The sequence below is a fragment of the Streptomyces sp. NBC_01433 genome, assembly GCF_026340105.1.
Lineage (GTDB): Bacteria > Actinomycetota > Actinomycetes > Streptomycetales > Streptomycetaceae > Streptomyces.
Genome location: NZ_JAPEPM010000001.1, coordinates 980450 through 1001256, shown reverse-complemented (window position 1 = coordinate 1001256; position 20807 = coordinate 980450). Strand labels below are relative to the sequence as shown.

General features: G+C 70.9%; 16 protein-coding genes. 4 read left to right on the top strand and 12 right to left on the bottom strand.

Translation table 11 applies throughout. The annotated features are described in order from the left end of the window. Positions 1–163: 163 nt before the first annotated feature. Complete coding sequence (locus OG413_RS04330) at positions 164–2719, top strand: SpoIIE family protein phosphatase (protein WP_266809880.1); 2556 nt, start codon at positions 164–166, stop codon at positions 2717–2719. A gap of 55 nt (positions 2720–2774) precedes the next feature. On the opposite strand, the gene OG413_RS04325 is transcribed toward OG413_RS04330, so the two are convergent. The 7 genes from OG413_RS04325 to OG413_RS04295 all read right to left on the bottom strand — a co-directional run bounded on the left by OG413_RS04325 (position 2775) and on the right by OG413_RS04295 (position 12292). Then, positions 2775–3488, bottom strand: a complete 714-nt coding sequence (locus tag OG413_RS04325) for a PspA/IM30 family protein (protein ID WP_266803083.1) — start codon at positions 3486–3488, stop codon at positions 2775–2777. A gap of 105 nt (positions 3489–3593) precedes the next feature. Then, the gene (locus OG413_RS04320) at positions 3594–5708 is read right to left on the bottom strand and encodes a TPM domain-containing protein (protein ID WP_266809878.1); all 2115 of its coding nucleotides are present in this window, start codon (positions 5706–5708) and stop codon (positions 3594–3596) included. Between the two features lie 181 nt (positions 5709–5889). After that, the gene (locus tag OG413_RS04315) at positions 5890–7410 is read right to left on the bottom strand and encodes a glucoamylase family protein (protein ID WP_266803082.1); all 1521 of its coding nucleotides are present in this window, start codon (positions 7408–7410) and stop codon (positions 5890–5892) included. Between the two features lie 412 nt (positions 7411–7822). After that, entirely contained in the window at positions 7823–9025 is a 1203-nt protein-coding gene (locus OG413_RS04310) for a glycoside hydrolase family 1 protein (RefSeq protein WP_266803081.1), read from the bottom strand. Between the two features lie 107 nt (positions 9026–9132). Beyond that, the gene (locus tag OG413_RS04305) at positions 9133–10053 is read right to left on the bottom strand and encodes a carbohydrate ABC transporter permease (RefSeq protein ID WP_266803080.1); all 921 of its coding nucleotides are present in this window, start codon (positions 10051–10053) and stop codon (positions 9133–9135) included. After that, positions 10050–11042: a carbohydrate ABC transporter permease gene (locus tag OG413_RS04300; RefSeq protein ID WP_266803079.1), complete on the bottom strand. Its 993-nt coding sequence runs from the start codon at positions 11040–11042 to the stop codon at positions 10050–10052. Before OG413_RS04300 ends, OG413_RS04305 begins: the two co-directional genes overlap by 4 nt. 5 nt (positions 11043–11047) lie before the next feature. After that, entirely contained in the window at positions 11048–12292 is a 1245-nt protein-coding gene (locus tag OG413_RS04295) for a sugar ABC transporter substrate-binding protein (protein WP_266803078.1), read from the bottom strand. Positions 12293–12528: 236 nt separating this feature from the next. On the opposite strand from OG413_RS04295, the gene OG413_RS04290 reads away from it, so the two are divergent. Next, the gene (locus tag OG413_RS04290) at positions 12529–13536 is read left to right on the top strand and encodes an acetylxylan esterase (protein ID WP_266803077.1); all 1008 of its coding nucleotides are present in this window, start codon (positions 12529–12531) and stop codon (positions 13534–13536) included. A gap of 110 nt (positions 13537–13646) precedes the next feature. Here the strand turns inward: OG413_RS04290 and OG413_RS04285 are convergent, their stop codons facing one another. Then, positions 13647–14741, bottom strand: a complete 1095-nt coding sequence (locus OG413_RS04285; protein WP_266803076.1) for a LacI family DNA-binding transcriptional regulator — start codon at positions 14739–14741, stop codon at positions 13647–13649. Between the two features lie 233 nt (positions 14742–14974). On the opposite strand from OG413_RS04285, the gene OG413_RS04280 reads away from it, so the two are divergent. Further along, a complete protein-coding gene (locus OG413_RS04280) occupies positions 14975–15466 on the top strand; it encodes a MarR family winged helix-turn-helix transcriptional regulator (RefSeq protein WP_266803075.1) in 492 nt (163 codons plus the stop codon). Positions 15467–15575: 109 nt separating this feature from the next. Continuing rightward, positions 15576–16127, top strand: a complete 552-nt coding sequence (locus tag OG413_RS04275; RefSeq protein WP_266803074.1) for an isochorismatase family protein — start codon at positions 15576–15578, stop codon at positions 16125–16127. A 122-nt stretch (positions 16128–16249) separates the two neighbouring features. On the opposite strand, the gene OG413_RS04270 is transcribed toward OG413_RS04275, so the two are convergent. From OG413_RS04270 to OG413_RS04255, 4 genes are all read right to left on the bottom strand, one after another. Continuing rightward, a complete protein-coding gene (locus tag OG413_RS04270) occupies positions 16250–17044 on the bottom strand; it encodes an SDR family NAD(P)-dependent oxidoreductase (RefSeq protein WP_266803073.1) in 795 nt (264 codons plus the stop codon). A 92-nt stretch (positions 17045–17136) separates the two neighbouring features. After that, positions 17137–17913, bottom strand: coding sequence for a succinate dehydrogenase/fumarate reductase iron-sulfur subunit (locus tag OG413_RS04265; RefSeq protein WP_266803072.1), 777 nt, complete (start codon positions 17911–17913; stop codon positions 17137–17139). Then, positions 17910–19910: a fumarate reductase/succinate dehydrogenase flavoprotein subunit gene (locus OG413_RS04260; RefSeq protein ID WP_266803071.1), complete on the bottom strand. Its 2001-nt coding sequence runs from the start codon at positions 19908–19910 to the stop codon at positions 17910–17912. The genes OG413_RS04265 and OG413_RS04260 overlap by 4 nt, the downstream gene beginning before the upstream one ends. A gap of 79 nt (positions 19911–19989) precedes the next feature. Then, positions 19990–20748: a hypothetical protein gene (locus tag OG413_RS04255; RefSeq protein ID WP_266809876.1), complete on the bottom strand. Its 759-nt coding sequence runs from the start codon at positions 20746–20748 to the stop codon at positions 19990–19992. Positions 20749–20807: the final 59 nt, after the last annotated feature.

Sequence of the window (20807 nt, the reverse complement as noted above, 5' to 3'; positions counted from 1 at the left end):
GGTCGGGCAGAACCCTGGCTGAAAGGGACCGAGACCTTGCTGTGATCGTGAACGCCGTGTCGGTCGGGGCCGTAGTACTGAATACTGCGTGCAGGACCGGTCCGGTGTGTGAGCTGGAGGGGACGGTCGCGTGAGCGAAATACCTGGGACAGCGGGCGACATCGTGTGGCAGAGCAGCCCGCCTGGCTCGATCTACGACTACATCAGGGTCGCCTCTTTCTCGATCGGGCCCGACGGGTTGATCGAGCAGTGGAGCCGGCGGGCCGCCGGTCTGTTCGGCATGGCCTCGCACGAGGCGGTAGGCCGGGACCCGGTCGACGCGTTCATGCCCGCCGAGCTGCGCCCGGAGGGGCATCGGAGGGTCGGCGAGATCCTCGACGGCAAGGAGTGGACGGGACTCGTCCCGTTCCGGATGCCGGGTGAGGGCGGTGCGCACGGGCTGGCGGAGATCTATGTCATGCCGAGTCTGACGGCAGCGGGTGAACGGGCCGCGCTCTGTATCGTCGTGGACGTCCGGGCGCTGCGCCGCATCGAGACGGACCTCGCCGCCTCGCAGGCGATTTTCGGTCAATCTCCTTTCGGCTTCGTGCTGTTCGGCACGGACTTCACCGTCGTGCGGGCCAACCAGCGCTTCGCGACGGTCTTCGGCGGAGCCGCCGACGACCATCGGGGCCGTACGGTCGACGACTATCTCGCCCGGCCCGAGGCCGAGCGGCTCTCCGCCACCCTGAAGCGGGTCCTGGAGACCGGCGAATCCGTGACCGACCTCCAGCTGAACGGCACCGCACCGGGCGACACCGGCCGCCGCCACTGGTCCATGAACCTGTACCGGGTGCACAGCGGGTCGGGCCGGCCCGTCGGTATCGCCGGGCTGGCCACCGATGTCACCCGCCGCCAGATCGCCGCCCGCGAGGCGGCCAGCGCCCGCCGCAATCTCGCCCTCCTGAACGAGGCGGGCGCCCGTATCGGCACCTCCCTCGACCTGGAGACCACCGCTCGCGAGCTGCTCGACGTCGCCGTCCCCGGCTTCTGCGACCTCGCCTCCGTCGACCTGTACCAAGGGCTGCTCACCGGTGACGAGGCCCCGCCCGGCAGTGGAGGCGCACCGCACGGCGAGTCCGGCGGCGGCTCCGCGGAACTGCGCAGGGTGGCCCACGCCAGCGCCGTCGCCGACGCGATGCCGGCCGCCGCGTCCGGCACCGCCGCCCCCGGGACGGCCGACAAGTCTCCCGCACTCGGCTCGGTGCACCGCTTCCCCTATGGTTCCCCGTGCGCCGTCGCCCTGCGCACCGGCCACGTCGAGGACGTTCCCGGCGACGGCCTCGGCTTCGTGCAGTCCACGCTCGCCGTGCCGATGGTCGCCCACGACACCGTCGTGGGTCTCGTCCAGTTCTCCCGTACGAAGGGCAGCGAACCGTTCGGGGAGCGGGACCGGGCGCTGGCCACCGAACTCGCCGCCCGCGCCGCCGTCTGCATCGACAACGCCCGCCTCTACCGCCGCGAACACGAGCGCGCGCTGATACTCCAGCGCAGCCTCCTCCCGCCCGGCGACCCCGAGGCCGCGGGCCTGGACATCGCCTGCCGCTATCTGCCCGGCAACACCGCCACCGAGGTCGGCGGCGACTGGTTCGACGTGATCGAACTGCCCGGACACCGCACGGCCCTGGTCGTCGGTGACGTCATGGGCCGCGGGCTGCGGGCCGCCGTCGCCATGGGCGAACTGCGCACCGCGGTACGGACCCTGGCCCTCCTCGACCTGGAACCCGCCGAGGTGCTCTCCGCGCTCGACGAGGTCGCCCGGGGACTCGGCACCCCCGGCGGCGGGGGCTTTGGCGGGGGCGGCGGAGCCCAGTGGCCCTCCCGCGTCGCGCACAAGTCCCGCGAGGCGGACCTGCCCGAGGTCTATCTGGCCACCTGTATCTACGCCGTCTACGACCCGGTCACCCGGCGCTGCACCTTCGCCAACGCCGGTCACCTCCCCCCGCTCGTGGCCGAGCCGGGACAGCCGGCCCAACTCCTCGACGTACCACCGGGGATGCCGCTCGGTGTCGGCGGCGAGCCCTTCGAGGAGGTCGAGGTGGAGCTGAAGGAAGGCGCCCTCCTCGCCCTCTACACGGACGGCCTCGTCGAGTCCCGCGACCACCCGCTCGACGAGGGACTCCAGTCGTTCCGCGCGGCACTGACCGCACCCGAGCAGCCCCTGGAGAACGTCTGCGACCACGTCCTGAGCACCCTGGACACCCGGCACGGGGAGGACGACATCGCCCTGCTGATGGCCCGTGTCCAGGGGCTGGCGGTGGACGCGGTCGGCGACTGGCGGCTGCCGCCCGAGCCCCGTTCCGTGGGCCGCGCCCGTGAACTGGCCCGCTCCCAGCTGCTCGCCTGGGACCTCGACGACCTGGTGGACACCACCGAACTCCTCGTCAGCGAACTGGTCACCAACGCCCTGCGGTACGGCGAGGGCGAGATCCGGCTCCGGCTGCTGCGCGACCGTACGCTCGTGTGCGAGGTCTGGGACGCGGGGCTCGTCCAGCCCCGGCGGCGCCGGGCCCGCGACACCGACGAGGGCGGGCGCGGGCTGCAACTGGTCGGACTGCTGAGCGCGGGCTGGGGATCCAGGCGGACACCGCGCGGCAAGACCGTCTGGTTCGAACTGGCCCTGCCCGACGGCGACCCGGCCGGTGAGCTCTCGGTGGAGCAGCTGCTGAGCATGTACTGAGCCGGGGGAGGGGAGGGCGGCCCGTCGGTCGGACGCCTCGGTTCGTGCCCTCGCGTTACGAGCCCGCCTTCAGGGCCGCGAGCCGCGCCGCCACCTCCGCGCTCTCGCCCAGGCTGTCCAGCTGCTCGAACTGGGCGTCCAGCGACGACGCGGCGAGTTCCTGCTTGCCCAGCGCCCTCGCCTCCTCGCGCCGGACCTTTTCCTCGAAGCGGCCCAGCTCGCTCGTCGGGTCGAGCACGTCGATGTTCTTGACGGCGTCCATCATCTGGTTCTGCGCCTGCGCGGACTTGGCGCGCGCGACCAGCTCGTCGCGCTTGGACGTCAGCTCCGTCAGCTTGCCCTTCATCTGCTCCAGGCCCGACTTGAGCTTGTCCACCACCTCCGTCTGCGAGGCGATGGTCGGCTCCGCCGTCCTCGCCTCCTGCTCCGACCGGAGCTGGCGGCCCAGGGCGACCTTGGCCAGGTTGTCGAACGTGTCCGCCTCGGCCGCCGAGCCCGCCGCGCGCAGCTCGTCGGCCTTCCGGCTGGCCGCGAGCGCCTTCCCGCCCCACTCGGCCGCCGCGTCGACGTCCTCCCGGTGGTCCTCCTCCATCAGCCGGAGGTTGCCGATGGTGGCGGCCACCGCCTGCTCGGCCTCCGCGATGTTGTTCGTGTAGTCCCGGATCAGCTGATCCAGCATCTTCTGCGGGTCCTCCGCCTGGTCGATCAGGGCGTTGATGTTGGCCTTCGCCAGCTGAGTGACGCGGCCGAGAATGGTCTGCTTGGTCATGGCGCTGCTCCTTCGACGACGAACAGAGGACAGTAAGAGGTACGAGAACGAGAGGGGCGGAGGGGGAGGCGGCGGGGAGCGGCAGGGGGTGGGGAGCGGAAGGCGTCAGAAGCGGCCTCCGCCGCCCCGTCGGCCACGGGTGCCCCCGCCGCCGAAACTGCCCGGCCCACCGAGGGAACCGCCCCCGAAGCCCCCGCCCATGCCACCTCCCATGCCTCCGCCCCGGCCGCCCCCGCCGAGCAGTCCGCCGAGGATGATGCCGCCGAGCACCGCCCCGCCCATGCCGCCACCCCCTCCGCGCATACCGCCGCCCGGACCCTGCTGGTTACCGAAGCCGCGTACGTCCTGTTCGGCCAGGCTCCGCGCCTGTCCGGCCAGCGCGTCCGCCTGCTGCGCCTCGGCCAGCGCGCCCTGCGCGTCGTCCGTCCCCGCCAGTTCCCCGGCCCGCTCCCAGCGCCGCTGCGCCTCCGCGAGACGGGTGCGGGCCTGGCTGCCGACCGCGCCCCGGTTCGTGGTGATGTAGTCGGCCGCCGCCGCGATCGAGGAACGGGCGGTGAGCATCGCCTGATCGAGGAGCGACCGCGCCCGACGGTGGCCCTGCTCCCGCTCGCGGGCCCCGGCCAGCGCCTCGTCCAGCGCGGTGTCCGCCTCCTCCACCCTGCGCAGCGCGTCGATGGGGTCGTGACGACCGGCCGCCACCTCACCGCGCACATCGGTGAGCACCGACTCGGCGCGGGCGATCCGGCCGCGCAGATCCGCGGTCGAGACCCCCTCCGCGGTGCCTTCCAGCAGACCGGCCGCGTCGGCCAGGTCCGTATCGGTCTCGGTGAGCGCCGCCGGGAGCTTGTCCGCCGCCTCGCCGAGTTCCGCGGCCCGCCGGTCCACGGCGTCGGCCAGGGTGGCCGCCTGCCCGACCGCGCCCTCGGCGGCCCGGACGTACACCGCGGCCTTGGAGTTGTCCCCGTCGTCCACCGCCTGGCGGGCCTGGTTGAGGCTCGCCGTCGCGAAGACGAGCCGGTCCTTGGCCTGTTCGACGCCGTCCGCCACGGGAGCCACGGCCGAATCCGCGTACCGGCCGCGCATTCCGGTCAGGGTCGCCTCGGCGGCCGTGATCCGCCCGGTGAGCTCGCGGAACGTGGTCTCGACGGTGGCCAGGGCCTGCGGAGCGGTACGTTCCAGGGCGCGCAGCCGGTCGAAGTCCTCGGACACCGTGTCGAGCCGTTCATTGGCGTCCGTGCAGCGGCTGATGATCTCGTCGAGCATCCGGCGGCGCGTCGCGTCGTCCTCGGGGAAGGCGTCGTCCAGCTGCTGGCGCAGCCGGAAGGCGGCGGTCAGCTCGGTCTTCGCCCGGGTGACGGCCTCGGTGAAGGGCGCGGCGGCCTCCTCGCCGAACTGGGCCGTGGCGAAGCCGAGTTCCTCCTCGCTGGTGCGCACCGCGTCATCGGTGTCCACCAGCACTCCCTTCGCCTGTGCGTCGAGTTCGGGCAGGGGCGTCAGCGGCTCCGGCGCACTGCCCCCGCCGCCCCACCCGCTCGCGGCGGGGGTCGTACGGCCCGTCATGCGCCGTTTGCGCCGGGTGTACGCGTAGACGGCGACCGCGCCCGCGCCGACGACGAGGGCCACCGGCAGGACCAGATCCCCGGCGCTCGTGGAGTTGGAGGCGCCCGTTCCGGGGTCGGCGGGGCCCGGTGTGAGGGTGGGGGCCGGTACCGGCTGCCCGGCCAGCACGGCGGAGTAGCCGTTGGCCGCCCCGATCGCGGCACCGGCCCAGTCGTTCTCCCGGAGGGCGGGTTCGATCGCGGTCGCCGCCACGTCATGGAGCTGGGAGTCGGTGAGCCGGGAGCCCGCGTCGACGGAGTAGGCGTACTGCCGGTCGTGGGTGGCGACGGAGAGCAGCACGTCGTCCTGGCCCAGACCGTTGCGGTTCGCGGTCTCATCGGCCCAGGTCTGCGCGGACCGGCCGGAGAAGTCGCGTACGTACACCACGAAGAGCTGGACGCGGCGGTCCGCGTAGAGCTGGTCGAGGGCCGCCGCGACCTGCGCCTCACGGTCACCGAGCGCCCCCACCTTGTCGGTGATCTGCCCGTCGCGGGACAGCGTGGCAGGGCCGTCGGCCCGTGCGGTCACGGCGGCGGGCAGAGCGAGCCAGCACACCGCCAGCAAGGCGGTGAGCAGGGCCCTGCCGGGTATCGGACTCCGGATACGGATCACAGGCGGCATCACATTTGTGAGGCTATGTCCACCCTCGGTGACCCGCTACCCGGAGGCCCCGTCGCTCCCGGAGGCCCCTGTCACTCCCGGAGCCGACCGACAGTCCGACCGGCCGGCCGGGTATCGAGGTCCGGGCCGACCGGGTAGCGCGAGGGCCCGTACGGACGCGGCCCTCGCGCTACCCGCGCCCTCAGATGGAGAAACGCTCCTCGGCGAGCAGCGGGCGCACCCGGGAGCGGAAACCGCCGGTCCGGAACGGTGCCTGCAGCAGACCGGGGCGGATCGCCTGGGCCAGCGCCGCCGCGATCATGCCCTGGTCGAGGGCGAGCATGAAGTCGCTGACCCGGCCGGTGCCGACGTTCACGGAGTCCCGGAAGCCGTAACCGTCGTGGTACGCGCCGAAGTCCCGGTCCAGCGCACGCAGGTTGGCGACCGCCTCCTGGGGGGCGTACGGCAGGGCGAGGAACGAGGCGTGCGGGGTGACCACTCCATTGGTGAACGCGGACGCGGGCGGCAGCGGCTCGCCGTCGGTGGTGTACGTCCGGTCGGTGTTGGAGGCGTAGCCGTCCACCTGCATGCCGAGCGCGTCGACGCCGTACTCCTGGTAGCCGCCCTCGGGGATGTTCGAGGGGGAGAAGCCCCAGTACCCGTACTCCGCCTCCCGCATGCCGTGCTCGATCTGGCTCCGGACGTAGCGCTGGTGGTTACGGCCCCAGGACCGCGGCGACCACTCCGGCTCCGGCACGAACAGCGGCACCATCAGCGCCTCGAACATCGAACCGCCCCAGGTGGGGACGATCTTCCGGCCGCGGTGGGTGTAGTGCCCCTGCCATACGCGTACGCCGTCCATGGCGACGTAACCGCCCTGCGGATACTGCTCCTGCCCGTGCTCGGGAAGCATCGTGCGCAGAAGGTGCCAGTAGTGGTCACCGGGCAGCGAGCCGTCCGCGATGCCCAGGTAACTGGCCATCCGGGGCTCGGTGTTGAGCGCCCCGTAGTGGTGGCCGGTGGGCTCCTCGGTGTCGGTCCAGAACCCGCCGCGCAGCTGGCCGGGGCCCGCGACCGGGTCGGCCGGGTCGAAGGGCGTGTAGTAGTACGACCAGTCGGCGTCCGCGAGGACGCGGGCGATGCGCGGGCGCAGCGACGGCGCGGCGTCGGCGGCGATCCGCAGCCCGGTGACCAGCCAGGCGTTGTCGACCGAGGAGAGGAACGGGCGGACGGGGTCGCCGGTGCCGGGCCACTGGGTCAGTACCGAACCGTCGTGCGCGTCGTACCAGTTGAGCCAGAAGCCGTGGTGGCGCTCCAGCTTCTCGACGGCCGAGACGGTGCGCTCCAGCTTGCGGAGCATCGCGCCCTCGCCGATCACCCCGAGCCCGGCGGCGGCGACGGTCGACCACAGACCGCAGCCGATGTTGGTGGGCGAGGTCTGGCGGGACTGCACGGGAGCGCCGGAACCGCTGACGTCGATCTTGTCGGTGGCGAGACCGAAGTCGGTCGTCATCGCCTCCATCGAACGGTAGGTGTCGCGGAACCAGCGCAGCAGCTGCTTGCTGTCGACGGAGTGCGCGGAATGAGCGCCGCGGCCCGCTCCGGCCGCGGACCCGGCGGTGCGGGCGGGCGACGGTGCGGCGGTGGCGGGTGCGGCTACGGCCCCGAGGGAGAGGGCCGCGGCCCCGGTCCCTGTGGCGGCGAGAAACGTGCGACGGTCCATGAAGGTCCAGCTCCCTGTGGCAGAAGGGGGAAGGGGGAATTTCGTGGCGTGCTCGGCGGCGGCCGCGCAACGGCGGCGGCCGCGTGTGTGACAGGGCGGGGCGTGACGCGGGGGTCGTGCGGGGGTGGTTCGGGGGTGTGACACGGCGGGGTGCGGCCCGGCGGGCGGCGGAGCCCCGGATGTGCGCGGGCGGCCGGAGCTGTGGGGCTCCGGCCGCACCGGACGGCAGGCGGTGGCATCGGCCGAAAGCGCTGATGACACCGAAAGCGCTGACGATGCCGAAGCGCTGACGACACCGAAAGCGCTGACGACGCCGGAAGCCGGGGAGGTACGGAAGCCGGCGGCCGTCAGGTGCGCCGGCTCCCGTACCGAAGGGAGCCGTCAGGTGGCTCCCGGTCTGTGGGTGGTCCGGTCAGCCGGTGATGCGCGGCAGCGTGCGGCTGCGGCCCATCTCGCCCAGCCAGACGGCGGACGGCTTCGGCAGCCGCTCGAACGTCTCCGGGTTCCAGCCGATCAGACCGAAGGTGGGCTTGTAGGAGCCCCACTCGTAGTTGTCCAGGGCGCTCCATGCCAGGTAGCCCTGGATGTTGAGGCCGTCCTCCAGCGCGGAGACGACCTCGCTCAGCGCACCGGTGTAATAGTCGACGCGGCGCGTGTCGACATCGGTGGCGATGCCGTTCTCCGTGACGATCAGCGGAACGTCGTTGCCGAGGATCTCGGCGGTGTGGCGCAGGGCGTGGCCGACGGCGGAGGGGTAGTACTCCCACTGCGTCAGCGTGCGCTCGACGTCGTCCGCGGTCGGGATCGGGCCCTCGGCGCCGATCCTGGTGCGGGTGTAGGACTGGACACCGATCCAGTCGTCGCCGCGGGACGCCTCGATGAAGATGTCCTCGCGCGGGTGGCGGTAGGCCGCGGTGACGTCCTCGGCACCCGGGAGCGCCTGGTAGACCTGGTTGGCGATGGTCCAGCCGACCTGGATGCCGGCGTCGAGTGCCCGGACCTCCCTGACGGCCGCGTGGTGGGCGGCGATGACGGCCTGGGTCGTCTCGTCGTCCGGGGTCGGCAGACCTGCGGGCGGGAAGCCGATGTCACCCCGCTTGGCCTGGCCGGCCATCACGGCGATCATGTTCGGCTCGTTGATCGTGCAGACGTGGCTGACGCCCTCGGAGATCACCGGTGCGCAGGCCGCGACGTAGCGGGCGAAGAGCTCGACGGCGCCGTCGGCGGTCCAGCCGCCGCGCGCCTCGAACCACTGCGGCACGGTGAAGTGGTGGAGGGTGATCATCGGGCGCAGGCCGCGCTCGATGGCACCGTCGACCATGCGCCGGTAGTGGGCGAGCTCGGCCCGGGAGAACTGGCCCTCGGCGGGCTCGATCCGCGCCCACTCGATGGAGAACCGGTAGTCCGTGAAGCCGAGACCGGCCAGGACGTCCATGTCCTCGTTCCAGCGGTGGTAGCTGTCACAGGCGTCCAGGCTGGGCTCCTGGATGTGCGTGCCGGTGGAGTGTTCCTTGACCCACCAGTCGCTGTTGGTGTTGTTGCCCTCGATCTGGTGGGCGGCCGTGGAGGCACCCCACAGGAAGCCTTCGGGGAACGGGACCGTGGTGTAAGTCATCGCGAAATGTCTTTCTGCTGCGTGAAGGGGTGTGGCCGCCGCCGGGGTGTGGGCACGGCCTCGTACATGTCCGGGGTGTTCCGGAGCGGGCGGTCGGGTCGGGCGGGCTACTTCATGCCCGCCGTGGCGATGCCCTGGGTGAAGTGCCGCTGCAGTGCGATGAAGAGGATCAGCACCGGCAGCACGACCAGGAACGCTCCGGCCATCAGCATGCCGTTGGAGCCACCGGCCTTGTTGGGGTCCGTGGCGAACGTCGCGAGAGCGACCGGGAGCGTGTACTTGTCGGGATCGTTGGTCGCGATCAGCGGCCAGACGAAGTTGTTCCAGGAGCCGAGGAAGGTGAAGATCGAGAGCGTCGCGAGAGCGGGCTTCACCAGCGGCATCACGATCCGCCAGAAGATGTACCACTCACTGGCGCCGTCCATCCGCGCCGCTTCCAGCAGCTCGTCCGGGATCGACTGCATGAACTGCCGCATCAGGAAGACCCCGAAGGCTCCGGCGGCGAACGGCAGCACCAGACCCGCGTACGAGTCGATCAGCTGGAGCTTGCTCATCAGCACGAAGAGCGGCAGCAGCATCAGGTTGCCGGGGACCATCAGAGCGCCGAGAACGAGACCGAAGATCTTGTTCTTGCCGACGAAGTTCAGCTTGGCCAGCGCGTACCCGAGCATCGAGCAGAACACCAGGTTCGAGACGGTGACCAGCACCGCGACGATCACGGAGTTCATGAAGTACAGCGGCAGATCCAGCTTGTCGAGCAGCTGCCGGAAGTTCTCCAGAGTCCACTCGGTGGGAATCCACACCGGCGGGCTGGCCGACAGTTCGCTGGTCGTCTTGAAGGCGGAGAGACCCATCCAGAGGAAGGGCGCCGACATGATCAGCAGGCCGAACGAGAGCAGGACGTAGACGAGCGGACGCCTCAGATTCCGCTTCTTCTTCGGTACGGACGACTGCTCGGGCTTCGAGGACTGCTCGGGCTTCTTCGACGGCGCCGTCCGCACGGCACCGGGTGCATTGCTGGCGCTCATTTGGTGTTGTCCTTCAGCAGTCGGAGCTGGAGCACCGTGATGCCCATGATCACTACGAAGAGGACATACGCCATGGCGCTCGCATAGCCCATGTGGAAGAAGTTGAAGCCTTCGCGGTACATGTTCAGCGAGACGGTGAGGGTGGAGTCGGAGGGGCCGCCCTGGGTCATCACGAACGGCTCCTCGAACACATTGAGGTAGCCGATGGTGGTGATCACCGTGGCGTACAGGAGCGTGGGCCGCAGCAGGGGCACCGTGATGCCCCTGAACTCCGCCCAGAGCCCGGCGCCGTCGAGCTTGGCGGCTTCCCGGACCTCGGTGGGAATGGCCTGCAGACCCGCGATGAAGAGCACCATGACCGTGCCGACGTTGCGCCAGACCGCCATCGCGATCATCGAGGGCATCGCGAGCGTCTCGGAACCGAGGAAGTCAGGCGAGGTGAGGCCGAACTCGGCGAAGAGGCCGGAGATCAGCCCGTCGCTCGGGTCGAGCACGAACCGCCAGACCACGGCGACCGCGACGATGGTGGTGACCACAGGGGCGTAGAAACCGACGCGGAAGAAGGTCCGCGCCCGGTCGATGCCGTTGTTCAGCAGTACCGCGACGACGAGCCCGAAACCGATCGTCAGCGGGACTCCGATGACGACGAAGTACGCCGTGTTGAACAGCGACTTGAGGAACTTCTCGTCGCCGAACAGCTTGACGTAGTTCTCGAAGCCGATGAAGTTCGCTTCCCACGGGCGCGTGACATTGCGCAGCCCGAAGTCCGTGAAGCTCATCACCAGCGTGGCGAGGATCGGGAACGCCATGAAGACGGTGAAGAGGACGATGAAGGGGGTGGAGAACAGCCAGCCGGCCGCGTTCTGCACACCCATCGTCGCCTTCTTGCGACCCCGGCGATCCTTCGGCCCGGCGGCCGGGGACTGTGCGGTCCCCGGCCCGGCCGACACCTTGGCCGGCTGCGCGGCCTTTCCGGTCGTGGTGCTCATGGCTCCTACTTCACGAGGCCTTCGATCTCGGACTGCGCGGTCTTCAGCGCGTCCTCGGCGGAAGCCTTGCCCTGGGTCACCTTCGCGATGGCCTGGTCGACCTTGTCGGTGATCTCCGTCCACTTGGCCATGGACGGCGAGGACTTGGCGGTGTCCATCTGCTTCTTGAAGATCTGGAGGTTGGTGTCGTCGGCGAGCGTGCCGGAGGTCCAGGCCGAGGTGTTGGCCGGGAGGTCCTTGGTGCGCTCGTACCAGTCGGCCTGGCCCTTGGTGTCGGTCAGGTACTTGATGAACTCCGTGGCGGCGGCCTTGTGCTCGCTGTCCTTGGAGATCACCAGGGAGGAGCCGCCGGCCATGGAGACGGAGGACTTGTCCGTCGGGACGTTGGCCACGGCCCACTTGCCCTTGATCTGGGGCTGGCCCTCGTTCAGGAGCGTCACGTGCCAGGGGCCGCCGAAGAACATCGGGACGCGGCCGTTGCCGAAGTCCTTCACGACGTCGTAGCCGGGCTGGACGGACTTGTTGGAGAGGCCCTTGTCGAAGTACGAGCCGTACTCCTTCAGCGCCTTGACCGCCTCGGGGCTGTCGATGACGGCTTCGCCCTTGTCATTGACGATCTCGCCGCCCGCCGAGTACAGGAAGGAGTAGAAGTTCTGCACCGTGTCCAGGCCGCTGGGCTGGATGGACAGGCCCCACTTGGTACCGGCCTTCTTCTGGTACGCGGTCGCGAGGTCCTGCATCTCCTTCCAGTTGGTCGGAGCCTTGTCGATGCCCGCCTTCTCGGCGAGGTCGGTGCGGTAGTAGAGGACGCGGGTGTCGACGTACCACGGCACGCCGTAGGCGGTGCCGTCCACCTCGCCCTGGTTCCAGCCCGACTCGAAGAAGTCCTTCTTGTCGAAGGTCTTGGTGTCGACCGGCTCCAGCACACCGAGCTCGGAGAACTCGCCCATGTAGCTGCCGCCCATCTGCGCCACGTCCGGCATGGTGCCGGCGGCGGCGGCGGAGACCAGCTTCTGGTGGGCGACGTCCCAGCCCACCGGGGTCACCTTGACGGTGATGTTCGGGTTGGCCTTCTCGTAGACCTTGGCCACATCCGCGAGCTTCTCGCCCTCGGCCCCCATGGCCCAGACGGTGAGCGTCTGCTTCTTGTCCGCGGCGACGTCGTCGCCACCGGAGCTGCCGCAAGCGGTGATGCCGAAGGCGAGCGCGACTGCGATGCCGATGGAGGCGTTTCTGGCGGTGCGGGACATGGAGGGCTCCTCCTTGAGCAATCCGGATGTATGCGCTGCCTGTAAGCGCATACATCACTCTGCGGCAGACGATCGGGAATCCGCAAGAGGGTGCTAGGTCACACTCGCGCAACGTGCTCGACATCTGGGCGTCCCGTAGTTGAACGGTAAACGCGCGGTTTGCGAAAAAACAGTAGATGTGACCGATTCCGCTCCCTTATGGAAGGCGCCGGAGCGGCCGGACTATTGTCGTGATCATGGCTTCGTACGCACATGGCGTCCCCTCGTACGCACACGACTTCCCGTTCGACCCGGCCTACGGGCACACGCTCGACGACCTGCTGGGCGTCCCCGCGCCGCCCGCCCCCGACGACTTCGAGGACTTCTGGAGGGCCCGCCACGCGGCGGCCCGCGAGGTCGCCACGGAGCCGGAGCTCGGCCCGGTCGAGGAGGAACGTGACGGTGTACGGATCCACGGTGTGACCTACACCTCCGTGGGGGGAGTGCGGCTGGGCGGCTGGCTCGCCCTGCCCGCCGAGGGGCCCGCCGGGCACGGCTTCGTGATCGGACACGGATACGGCGGACGCCAGGAGCCCGGCCCCGATGTGCCGCCGCCCCTGCCGGGGTCCGCCGCGATCCTGCCGTGCGTACGGGGGATGGGCAGCCGCGGACTGTGGGCGGGAATCCCGGACGAGGCCGCCGCGCACGTCCTGCACGGCATCGTGTCCCGCGACACGTACGTCATCGGCGACTGCGTGGCCGACCTCTGGTGCGCGGCCTCGGCCCTGCGGGAGCTGGTGCCGGAGCTCGCGGAGGAGGGCGCGCCGCGCCTCGGCCTTCTGGGGGAGAGCTTCGGGGGCGGGCTGGGGGCCCTCGCGCTGCCGTGGGACGACCGCTTCGGTGCGGCGCAGCTCACCGTGCCGACGTTCGGCAACCACCCGCTGCGGCTCACGCTGCCGTGTGCGGGCAGCGGGGAATCGGTACGGGCCTACCGCCGCGAGCACCCCGAAGTCACCGGCGTACTGCGGTACTTCGACGCGGCGACGGCGGCGGCGCGGGTGGAGCTGCCGACGCTCGTGGCGGCCGCGCGCTTCGACCCTTCGGTGCCGCCGCCGGGCCAGTTCGCCGTGTACAACGCGCTGGGCGGCGTGCGGGAGCTCCAGGTGCTGAGCGCGGGGCATTTCGCGTACGACGGTCTGGCGGAGGAGAAGGAGGAGCTGCGCGCGAACCGGACGCGGTTCTTCGGGGAGCATCTGGGGCGGTAGGCGCCCTGGGGAGGTGTTCCGGGGGTGCGGGCGCTTCCGGAACGCAGCGGGGGAGAGGCGCGGCGCGGCGGGGCGGGCGGTGTGATCCGGACCCGCGCCCCCGGCCGCTCTCAGCCGCAGCCGCAGCTGGCCCGGCGGACCATGGAGACCGGGAGTTCCAGGGACACCGGAGGGCGGTCCCGGTCGGCGAGGCGCTGTACGAGCAGCTCCACCGCCTGTTCGCCCAGCTGCCGTATGGGCTGCCGCACGGTCGTCAGGGGCGGGCGGACGATCCGGCTGAGCGGAATCCCGTCGAAGCCGGTCACGGCGATGTCGCGCGGCACCCGTACCCCGCGCCGTTCCAGCGCCTGGAGCGCGCCCACGGCCATCTGGTCGTTGGCGAACAGCATCGCCTCCGGGCGGGGCAGGCCCGCCGCGTCCGCCCGGTCCAGCAGGGCTTGCGCGGTCCGGGCGCCCTCCGCCTGCGTCATCATCGCGGCCCGCAGCTCCGGCTGCTCCGGCACCGTCAGTCCGGCCTCCCGGCAGGCCTCCCGGAAGCCGTGGAACCGCGCGTCGGCGTCCGGCGACTTCACCTCGCCGCCGATGAACGCGAGCCTGCGCAGCCCGTGGTCCTCGATCAGGTGGCGGGCCAGCTCGCGTTCCCCGTCGGCGTTGGCGACCACGATGTGATCCAGGTGGTCGATCTCGCGCGGCCCGGCCAGCATCACCACGGGCAGCCGGCGCGATATCACTTCCAGGTCCTCGGTCGGCACCGTCTGCGCCAGTACGGCGAAGCCGTCGACCCGCCCCGCGACCTTCGCGACCAGGCTCTCGGGCCCGCCGTCCAGCGAAGCGGCGATCAGCAGCGCGTAACCGTGCCGCCGGGACGCCCGCTCCATGCCGCGGATGATCTGGTCGGAGTAGAGCATGACGGCCTGGTCGTCGTCGGCGTCGCTCATCGCCGCGGCGGTCTCGGCGTCCGGGTCGGCGTAGTCGGGAAAGCACAGACCCAGCACGCCGGTGGTGCGGCTGGCCAGGCCCCGGGCGCTGCCGCTCGGAACGTAACCGAGCTCGCGGGCCGCCTCCAGGACCCGCTCACGGGTCTGGAGGCGTACGGAATCCGGGTTGCGGTAGACCCGCGAAACCGTGGCGATGGAGACGCCCGATCGCTCGGCGACGTCGTACACCGTGGGGGCGCTCACTCGACCGACCGTCCGCTTCTTCATTCGTAGCGACGCGCCTGATGCGTGTGCTGTTGCGTGTGCTGATTCGCGTGCTGATTCGTGCTGACTTGTCCGTATGGTGCAGTTCGCTCTGACGTTTTGAAAGCGCATTCACCCTAGATCGTGCGCTGTCGCGCGGGCAAGACCAGCCGGTATGGCGTGCACCGGATCACGCCACCGGCGGATATTGACAGGTAACCTTGCAAGGTGTCCTGTGCATCTTTTATGGTGGCAGTATGTCCGAACCTCCTGGGACCCCGCAGCCCCCACCGTCCGGGCCCCCCGGCTCCCCGGACCCAGGCGACCCGACGCCCCAGCAGGTGGCCACCGACCTCGCCGCTGTCGTCGGCCGGCTGCTGCGGCGTCTGCGCACCACCTCGTCCGACAGCCTGCTCTCGCCCTCCCAGCGTTCGGTGCTGGCCAGGCTGGAGAGCGAAGGCCCGGCCACCACGGCGGCGCTGGCCCGCGTCGAACTCGTCCGGCCGCAGTCCATGCGGCTGACGCTGGGGGCGCTGGAGAGCCGGGGACTGGTCGGGCGGGCGCCCGATCCGTCGGACGGCCGGAAGTCGGTCATGTCCCTCACGGACCTGGGCCGCGCCACGCTCGCCGGGGTCCGGGCCGCCAAGCACGACTGGCTCGCCGAGGCCATCGCCGCGGAACTGGACGGCGCCGAGCGCCGCGCCGTCGCCGAGGCCGTGGTGTTCATCGGCCGCCTGGTCGAGAAGTGACCGGCGGGCCCGCCGCCCGCACCTTCCCGCCCCACGTTCTCCCGCCCCGCGTGTGCGCGACCGCCGCCGACGCGGGTGCTCCACCGAACCGCCGACAAGGAGCTTCACCGTGACCGCCACCACCCTGGACCCGAAGACCGCACTCGTCGTCGTCGACCTCCAGAAGGGCATCGTCGCCCTGCCCACCGCCCACCCCGCCACCGGCATCGTCGCGAACGCGGCGGCCCTCGCCGACGCCTTCCGCGCCAAGGGCCTTCCGGTCTTCCTCGTCCGCGTCACCGGCGGTGCCCCCGGCCGCACCGACACGGCCGCGCCGTCCGGGCGGCCCGCCGCCGACTGGGCCGAGATCGTCCCGGAACTGGGTCCCGAGGAGGGCGACACCGTCGTCACCAAGCAGCAGTGGGGCGCCTTCCACGGCACCGACCTCGACCTTCACCTGCGCCGCCGGGGCATCACCCAGGTCGTGGTGGCGGGCATCGCGACCAGCATCGGTGTCGAGTCCACCGCCCGCGCCGCCCACGAGCACGGCTACCACGTCACGGTCGTCACCGACGCGGTGACGGACCTCAACGCCGACGCCCACCGCAACAGCGTCGGGAACATCTTCCCGAGGCTCGGCGAGACCGACACCACCGAGGCCGTCATCGCGCTGCTGACCTGAGAGACGCGCCGCGGGGGCGGGGGCAGGGGCAGGGGCAGGGGCAGGGGCCCCGGGACCCGACCACCCGGTGGCGCCTCGCCTTCCACGCCCCCCACACATCCCTCGCCTCCCACGCATCACCGCTACGGCACCCGTGCGATGCCCCCGTCGACCCGGAGGTCGATCCCGTTGATGTAGCCCGCCAGCGGGCTGGCCAGGAACGCCACCGCGGCCGCGATATCGGCGCCGGTGCCCAGGCGGCCGCTGGGGTTCGGGGCGTACTCGGCCGCCACCCGGGGCTCCAGCTCCGGCCAGGACTCGGTGCTGCCCGCCGCGGCGGCCCGGTCCTCGAACATCTGCCGCAGGCCCGCCGTGGCGATCACTCCGGGGCTTACCGTGTTCGCCGTCACCCCGGTCCCGGCCAGATGCTGCGCCAGGCTCGTGGTCATGTTGACCACGGCCGCCTTCGCCGCCGAGTACTCGACCATGTGGGGCAGCGGAGTCGTCGCCGCGCGGCTGCCCACATGGATGATCCGGCCCCAGCCGCGCTCGCGCATCGACGGCACGAGGGCCTGGACGAGGCGCGCGGCGGAGACCACGTTCCCGTTCATCGCCTCCATCCACGCGGCCGGGGTCACGGTGTCCCAGTCGTGCTCGGCGTACGGACCGGCGTTGTTGACCAGGACCTCCGTCCCCCACGCGAGCGCCCGGTCGGCCACCTCGTCGGCCGCCGTCCCGTCCGCGAGATCGCCGAGCACCACCTGTGCCGTCCCGCCCGCGGCCCGCAGCTCTTCCGCGACCCGGTTCGCGCGTTCCGCGTCGCGGCCGTGCACCAGCACCGCGCACCCCTCCGCGGCCAGCCGTCCGGCCACCGCCGCTCCGATACCCGCACTGCTCGCCGACACGAACGCGCGTCGTCCCGCCAGTTCAAGATCCATGCGGTCGAGGCTAAGTGCTGTCCCGCAATCCCTGGATTACGGGACAGCCCTGAGGACCGGCCGGTCAGGGACCGGCCACTGACAGCCGGGAATCAGCCACCCTCCCGGCGGCGGCCGATCTTGTTGCCCAGCCACACCAGCGGGTCGTACTTGCGGTCCACCACTCGTTCCTTCAGCGGGATCAGCGCGTTGTCGGTGATCCTGATGTGCTCGGGGCACACCTCCGTACAGCACTTGGTGATGTTGCAGTAGCCGAGGCCGTGCTCCTCCTGGGCCATGGCCTTCCGGTCCAGGCCCGCCTCGGCGGCGGCGTCCAGGGGGTGCATGTCCAGCTCGGCGACCCGCATCAGGAAGCGCGGCCCGGCGAAGGCCGCCTTGTTCTCCTCGTGGTCGCGCACCACATGGCAGGTGTCCTGACACAGGAAGCACTCGATGCACTTGCGGAACTCCTGCGACCGGTCCACATCGACCTGCCGCATCCGGTAGTCGCCCGCCTTCACACCCTCGGGCGGCACGAAGGCGGGCACCTCGCGCGCCTTCGTGTAGTTGAAGGTCACGTCCGTCACCAGGTCACGGACGACGGGGAAGGCCCGCAGCGGGGTGACCGTGATCGTCTCCTGCCGGCTGAACACCGACATCCGGGTCATGCACAGCAGCCGCGGCCGTCCATTGATCTCCGCGCTGCACGAACCGCATTTGCCCGCCTTGCAGTTCCAGCGCACCGCGAGATCGCCCGCCTGGGTGGCCTGGATCCGGTGGATGATGTCGAGGACGACCTCGCCCTCGTTCACCTCGACCGTGAAGTCCGCCAGATCACCGCCCTCGGTGTCGCCGCGCCACACCCTGAACCGGGCCTCGTAGCCGCTCATTCGTACAGCTCCTCTTCGGCGAGGTACTTGACCAGCTCCTCCTTCTCGAACAGGGAGAGCAGGTCCGGACGGATGGGTTCGGTCGTTCTCCGTACGAGCTCGATGCGGCCGGCCGGCGATGCGGCGTGGCCGACCGGGGACACGACGTGGCTGGCCGGGGATACGGTGCGGCCGACCGGGGACACGGCGTGGGCGGCAGGCGATGCGGCGGTCTCGTCGGCGATCCGGCACAGCAGATTGACCGGGCGCCAGGCGCTCTCCATCACCGGGTGGTCCTCGCGGGTGTGACCGCCGCGGCTCTCGGTGCGCTCCAGCGCGGCCCGTGCGACGCACTCGCTGACCAGCAGCATGTTGCGCAGGTCCAGGGCGAGGTGCCAGCCCGGGTTGAACTGCCGGTGGCCCTCGACCCCGGCGCGTCGCGCCCGTACGCGCAGCGCGGCCAGCTTCTCCAGGGCCTCGGCCATCTCGGGCTCGCGGCGGATGATGCCGACCAGGTCGTTCATCGTCTGCTGGAGTTCCTGGTGCAGGGTGTACGGATTCTCCATGGGCTCACCGGCCGCTCCGGGGTCCTCCGCGCTGAACGGGCGCAGCGCCTCCGCCGCCGCCGCGTCGATCTGCTCCTCCTCCACCGCGGGGAGGCCGGCGAGCCCCGCCGCGTACTCCGCGGCGTGCAGGCCCGCCCGTCGGCCGAAGACCAGCAGGTCGGAGAGGGAGTTGCCGCCGAGCCGGTTGGAGCCGTGCATGCCGCCCGCCACCTCGCCCGCCGCGTACAGACCGGGCACGGCGAGGGCGGCGGCGGTGTCGGATTCCACGGCGATGCCGCCCATCACGTAGTGACAGGTCGGGCCCACCTCCATCGCCTCGGCCGTGATGTCGACATCGGCCAGTTCCTTGAACTGGTGGTACATCGACGGCAGCCTCCGCCGGATCGTCTCCGCGGGCATCCGGGTCGACACATCCAGGAACACCCCGCCGTGCGGTGAGCCGCGACCCGCCTTGACCTCGGAGTTGATGGCGCGGGCGACCTCGTCGCGCGGCAGCAGCTCGGGCGGGCGCCGGTTGTGGTCCGGGTCCTCGTACCAGCGGTCGCCCTCGGCCTCCGACTGCGCGTACTTCTCCTTGAACACATCGGGGACGTAGTCGAACATGAACCGCTTGCCCTCGGAGTTGCGCAGCACCCCGCCGTCGCCCCGCACCGACTCGGTGACCAGGATGCCCTTCACCGAGGGCGGCCAGACCATGCCGGTCGGATGGAACTGCACGAACTCCATGTTCAGCAGGGGAGCGCCCGCCAGCAGGGCCAGCGCGTGGCCGTCGCCCGTGTACTCCCAGGAGTTCGACGTCACCTTGAAGGACTTGCCGATACCGCCGGTCGCGAGGACCACGGCGGGGGCTTCGAGGACGAAGAAGCGGCCGGACTCCCGTGTGTAGCAGAAGGTGCCGGAGACCCGCTCGCCGTCCTTGAGGATCCGGGTGACCGTGCACTCCTGGAACACCTTCAGCCGGGCTTCGTAGTCGCCCGTCTCCCGGAAGTCCTCCTGCTGGAGCGCCACGATCCTCTGCTGGAGCGTGCGGATCAGTTCGAGGCCGGTACGGTCCCCGACGTGCGCGAGCCGGGGGTACTCGTGGCCGCCGAAGTTGCGCTGGGAGATCTTCCCGTCCGGCGTACGGTCGAAGAGCGCGCCCCAGGTCTCCAGCTCCCAGACCCGGTCGGGCGCCTCTTTGGCGTGCAGCTCGGCCATCCGCCACTGATTGAGGAACTTGCCGCCGCGCATGGTGTCGCGGAAGTGCACCTGCCAGTTGTCCCCGGCGTTCACATTGCCCATGGAGGCGGCGATTCCGCCCTCCGCCATGACGGTGTGGGCCTTGCCGAAGAGCGACTTGCAGATGACCGCCGTACGGGCGCCGCGTTCCCGGGCCTCGATCGCGGCGCGCAGCCCGGCGCCTCCGGCACCGACCACGACGACGTCCCACTGCTGCCGTTCGAGCTGAGTCACAGGAAGAACCTCACGGTCACGGGAAACACCTCACGGTCAGGGGAGGAAGCGCGCGGTCACGGGAAGAAGCGCGCGGTCGCTAGAAGAACCTCGGGTCGTCGAAGGCCCCGGACGCGACCAGATAGACGTAGAAGTCGGCCACCGCCACGCTGATCAGGGAGGCCCAGGCGAGCTGCATGTGCCGGGCGTTCAGCTTCCCGGCCCACCCCCACAGCCGGTAGCGCACGGGGTGCCGGGAGAAGTGCCGCAGACGGCCGCCGATGACGTGCCGGCATGAGTGGCACGAGACGGTGTACGCCCAGATCAGCGCGATGTTGACCAGGAAGATCAGCGAGCCGAGCCCCATGTGGCCCCAGGCGTAGTGCTCGTCGCGGAAGGACAGCACGGTGTCGTACGTGAGGATTCCGGCGACCGGAACCGCGGCGTAGAAGAAGTACCGGTGCATGTTCTGCATGACGAGCGGGAAGCGGGTCTCGCCGCTGTACGCGGTGTGCGGCTCGGCGACCGCGCAGGCCGGGGGCGACGCCCAGAAGCCCCGGTAGTAGGCCTTGCGGTAGTAGTAGCAGGTCAGCCGGAAGCCCAGCGGGAAGATCAGGATCAGCAGGGCGGGGGAGAGGCCCCACCAGCTGCCGAAGATCTCCCAGTTCGGTCCCGACCGCATGGGGGCGCAGTTCTCCGCCAGGCACGGCGAGTAGAACGGCGATACATAGGGGGCGGCGTAGTAGTCGGCGTTGGCGAAGGCCCGCCAGGTCGAGTAGACGATGAAGGCCAGGAGGCCCGCGGCGGTCACGGCGGGCGCCGACCACCAGCGGTCGGTCCGCAGGTGGCGGGCGGGGATGGCGGCGCGGGAGGCGTGCCGGACGCCTCCCGCGAGGCGTCCGGCCGGGTCGGTCCGGG

What these genes read in the sequence shown, in the direction of transcription:
- OG413_RS04325 (WP_266803083.1), bottom strand. Translation starts at nt 3,488, where the DNA reads ATGACCAAGCAGACCATTCTCGGCCGCGTCACTCAGCTGGCGAAGGCC.
- OG413_RS04320 (WP_266809878.1), bottom strand. Translation starts at nt 5,708, where the DNA reads ATGCCGCCTGTGATCCGTATCCGGAGTCCGATACCCGGCAGGGCCCTG.
- OG413_RS04315 (WP_266803082.1), bottom strand. Translation starts at nt 7,410, where the DNA reads ATGGACCGTCGCACGTTTCTCGCCGCCACAGGGACCGGGGCCGCGGCC.
- OG413_RS04310 (WP_266803081.1), bottom strand. Translation starts at nt 9,025, where the DNA reads ATGACTTACACCACGGTCCCGTTCCCCGAAGGCTTCCTGTGGGGTGCC.
- OG413_RS04305 (WP_266803080.1), bottom strand. Translation starts at nt 10,053, where the DNA reads ATGAGCGCCAGCAATGCACCCGGTGCCGTGCGGACGGCGCCGTCGAAG.
- OG413_RS04300 (WP_266803079.1), bottom strand. Translation starts at nt 11,042, where the DNA reads ATGAGCACCACGACCGGAAAGGCCGCGCAGCCGGCCAAGGTGTCGGCC.
- OG413_RS04295 (WP_266803078.1), bottom strand. Translation starts at nt 12,292, where the DNA reads ATGTCCCGCACCGCCAGAAACGCCTCCATCGGCATCGCAGTCGCGCTC.
- OG413_RS04290 (WP_266803077.1), top strand. Translation starts at nt 12,529, where the DNA reads ATGGCTTCGTACGCACATGGCGTCCCCTCGTACGCACACGACTTCCCG.
- OG413_RS04285 (WP_266803076.1), bottom strand. Translation starts at nt 14,741, where the DNA reads ATGAAGAAGCGGACGGTCGGTCGAGTGAGCGCCCCCACGGTGTACGAC.
- OG413_RS04280 (WP_266803075.1), top strand. Translation starts at nt 14,975, where the DNA reads ATGTCCGAACCTCCTGGGACCCCGCAGCCCCCACCGTCCGGGCCCCCC.
- OG413_RS04270 (WP_266803073.1), bottom strand. Translation starts at nt 17,044, where the DNA reads ATGGATCTTGAACTGGCGGGACGACGCGCGTTCGTGTCGGCGAGCAGT.
- OG413_RS04265 (WP_266803072.1), bottom strand. Translation starts at nt 17,913, where the DNA reads ATGAGCGGCTACGAGGCCCGGTTCAGGGTGTGGCGCGGCGACACCGAG.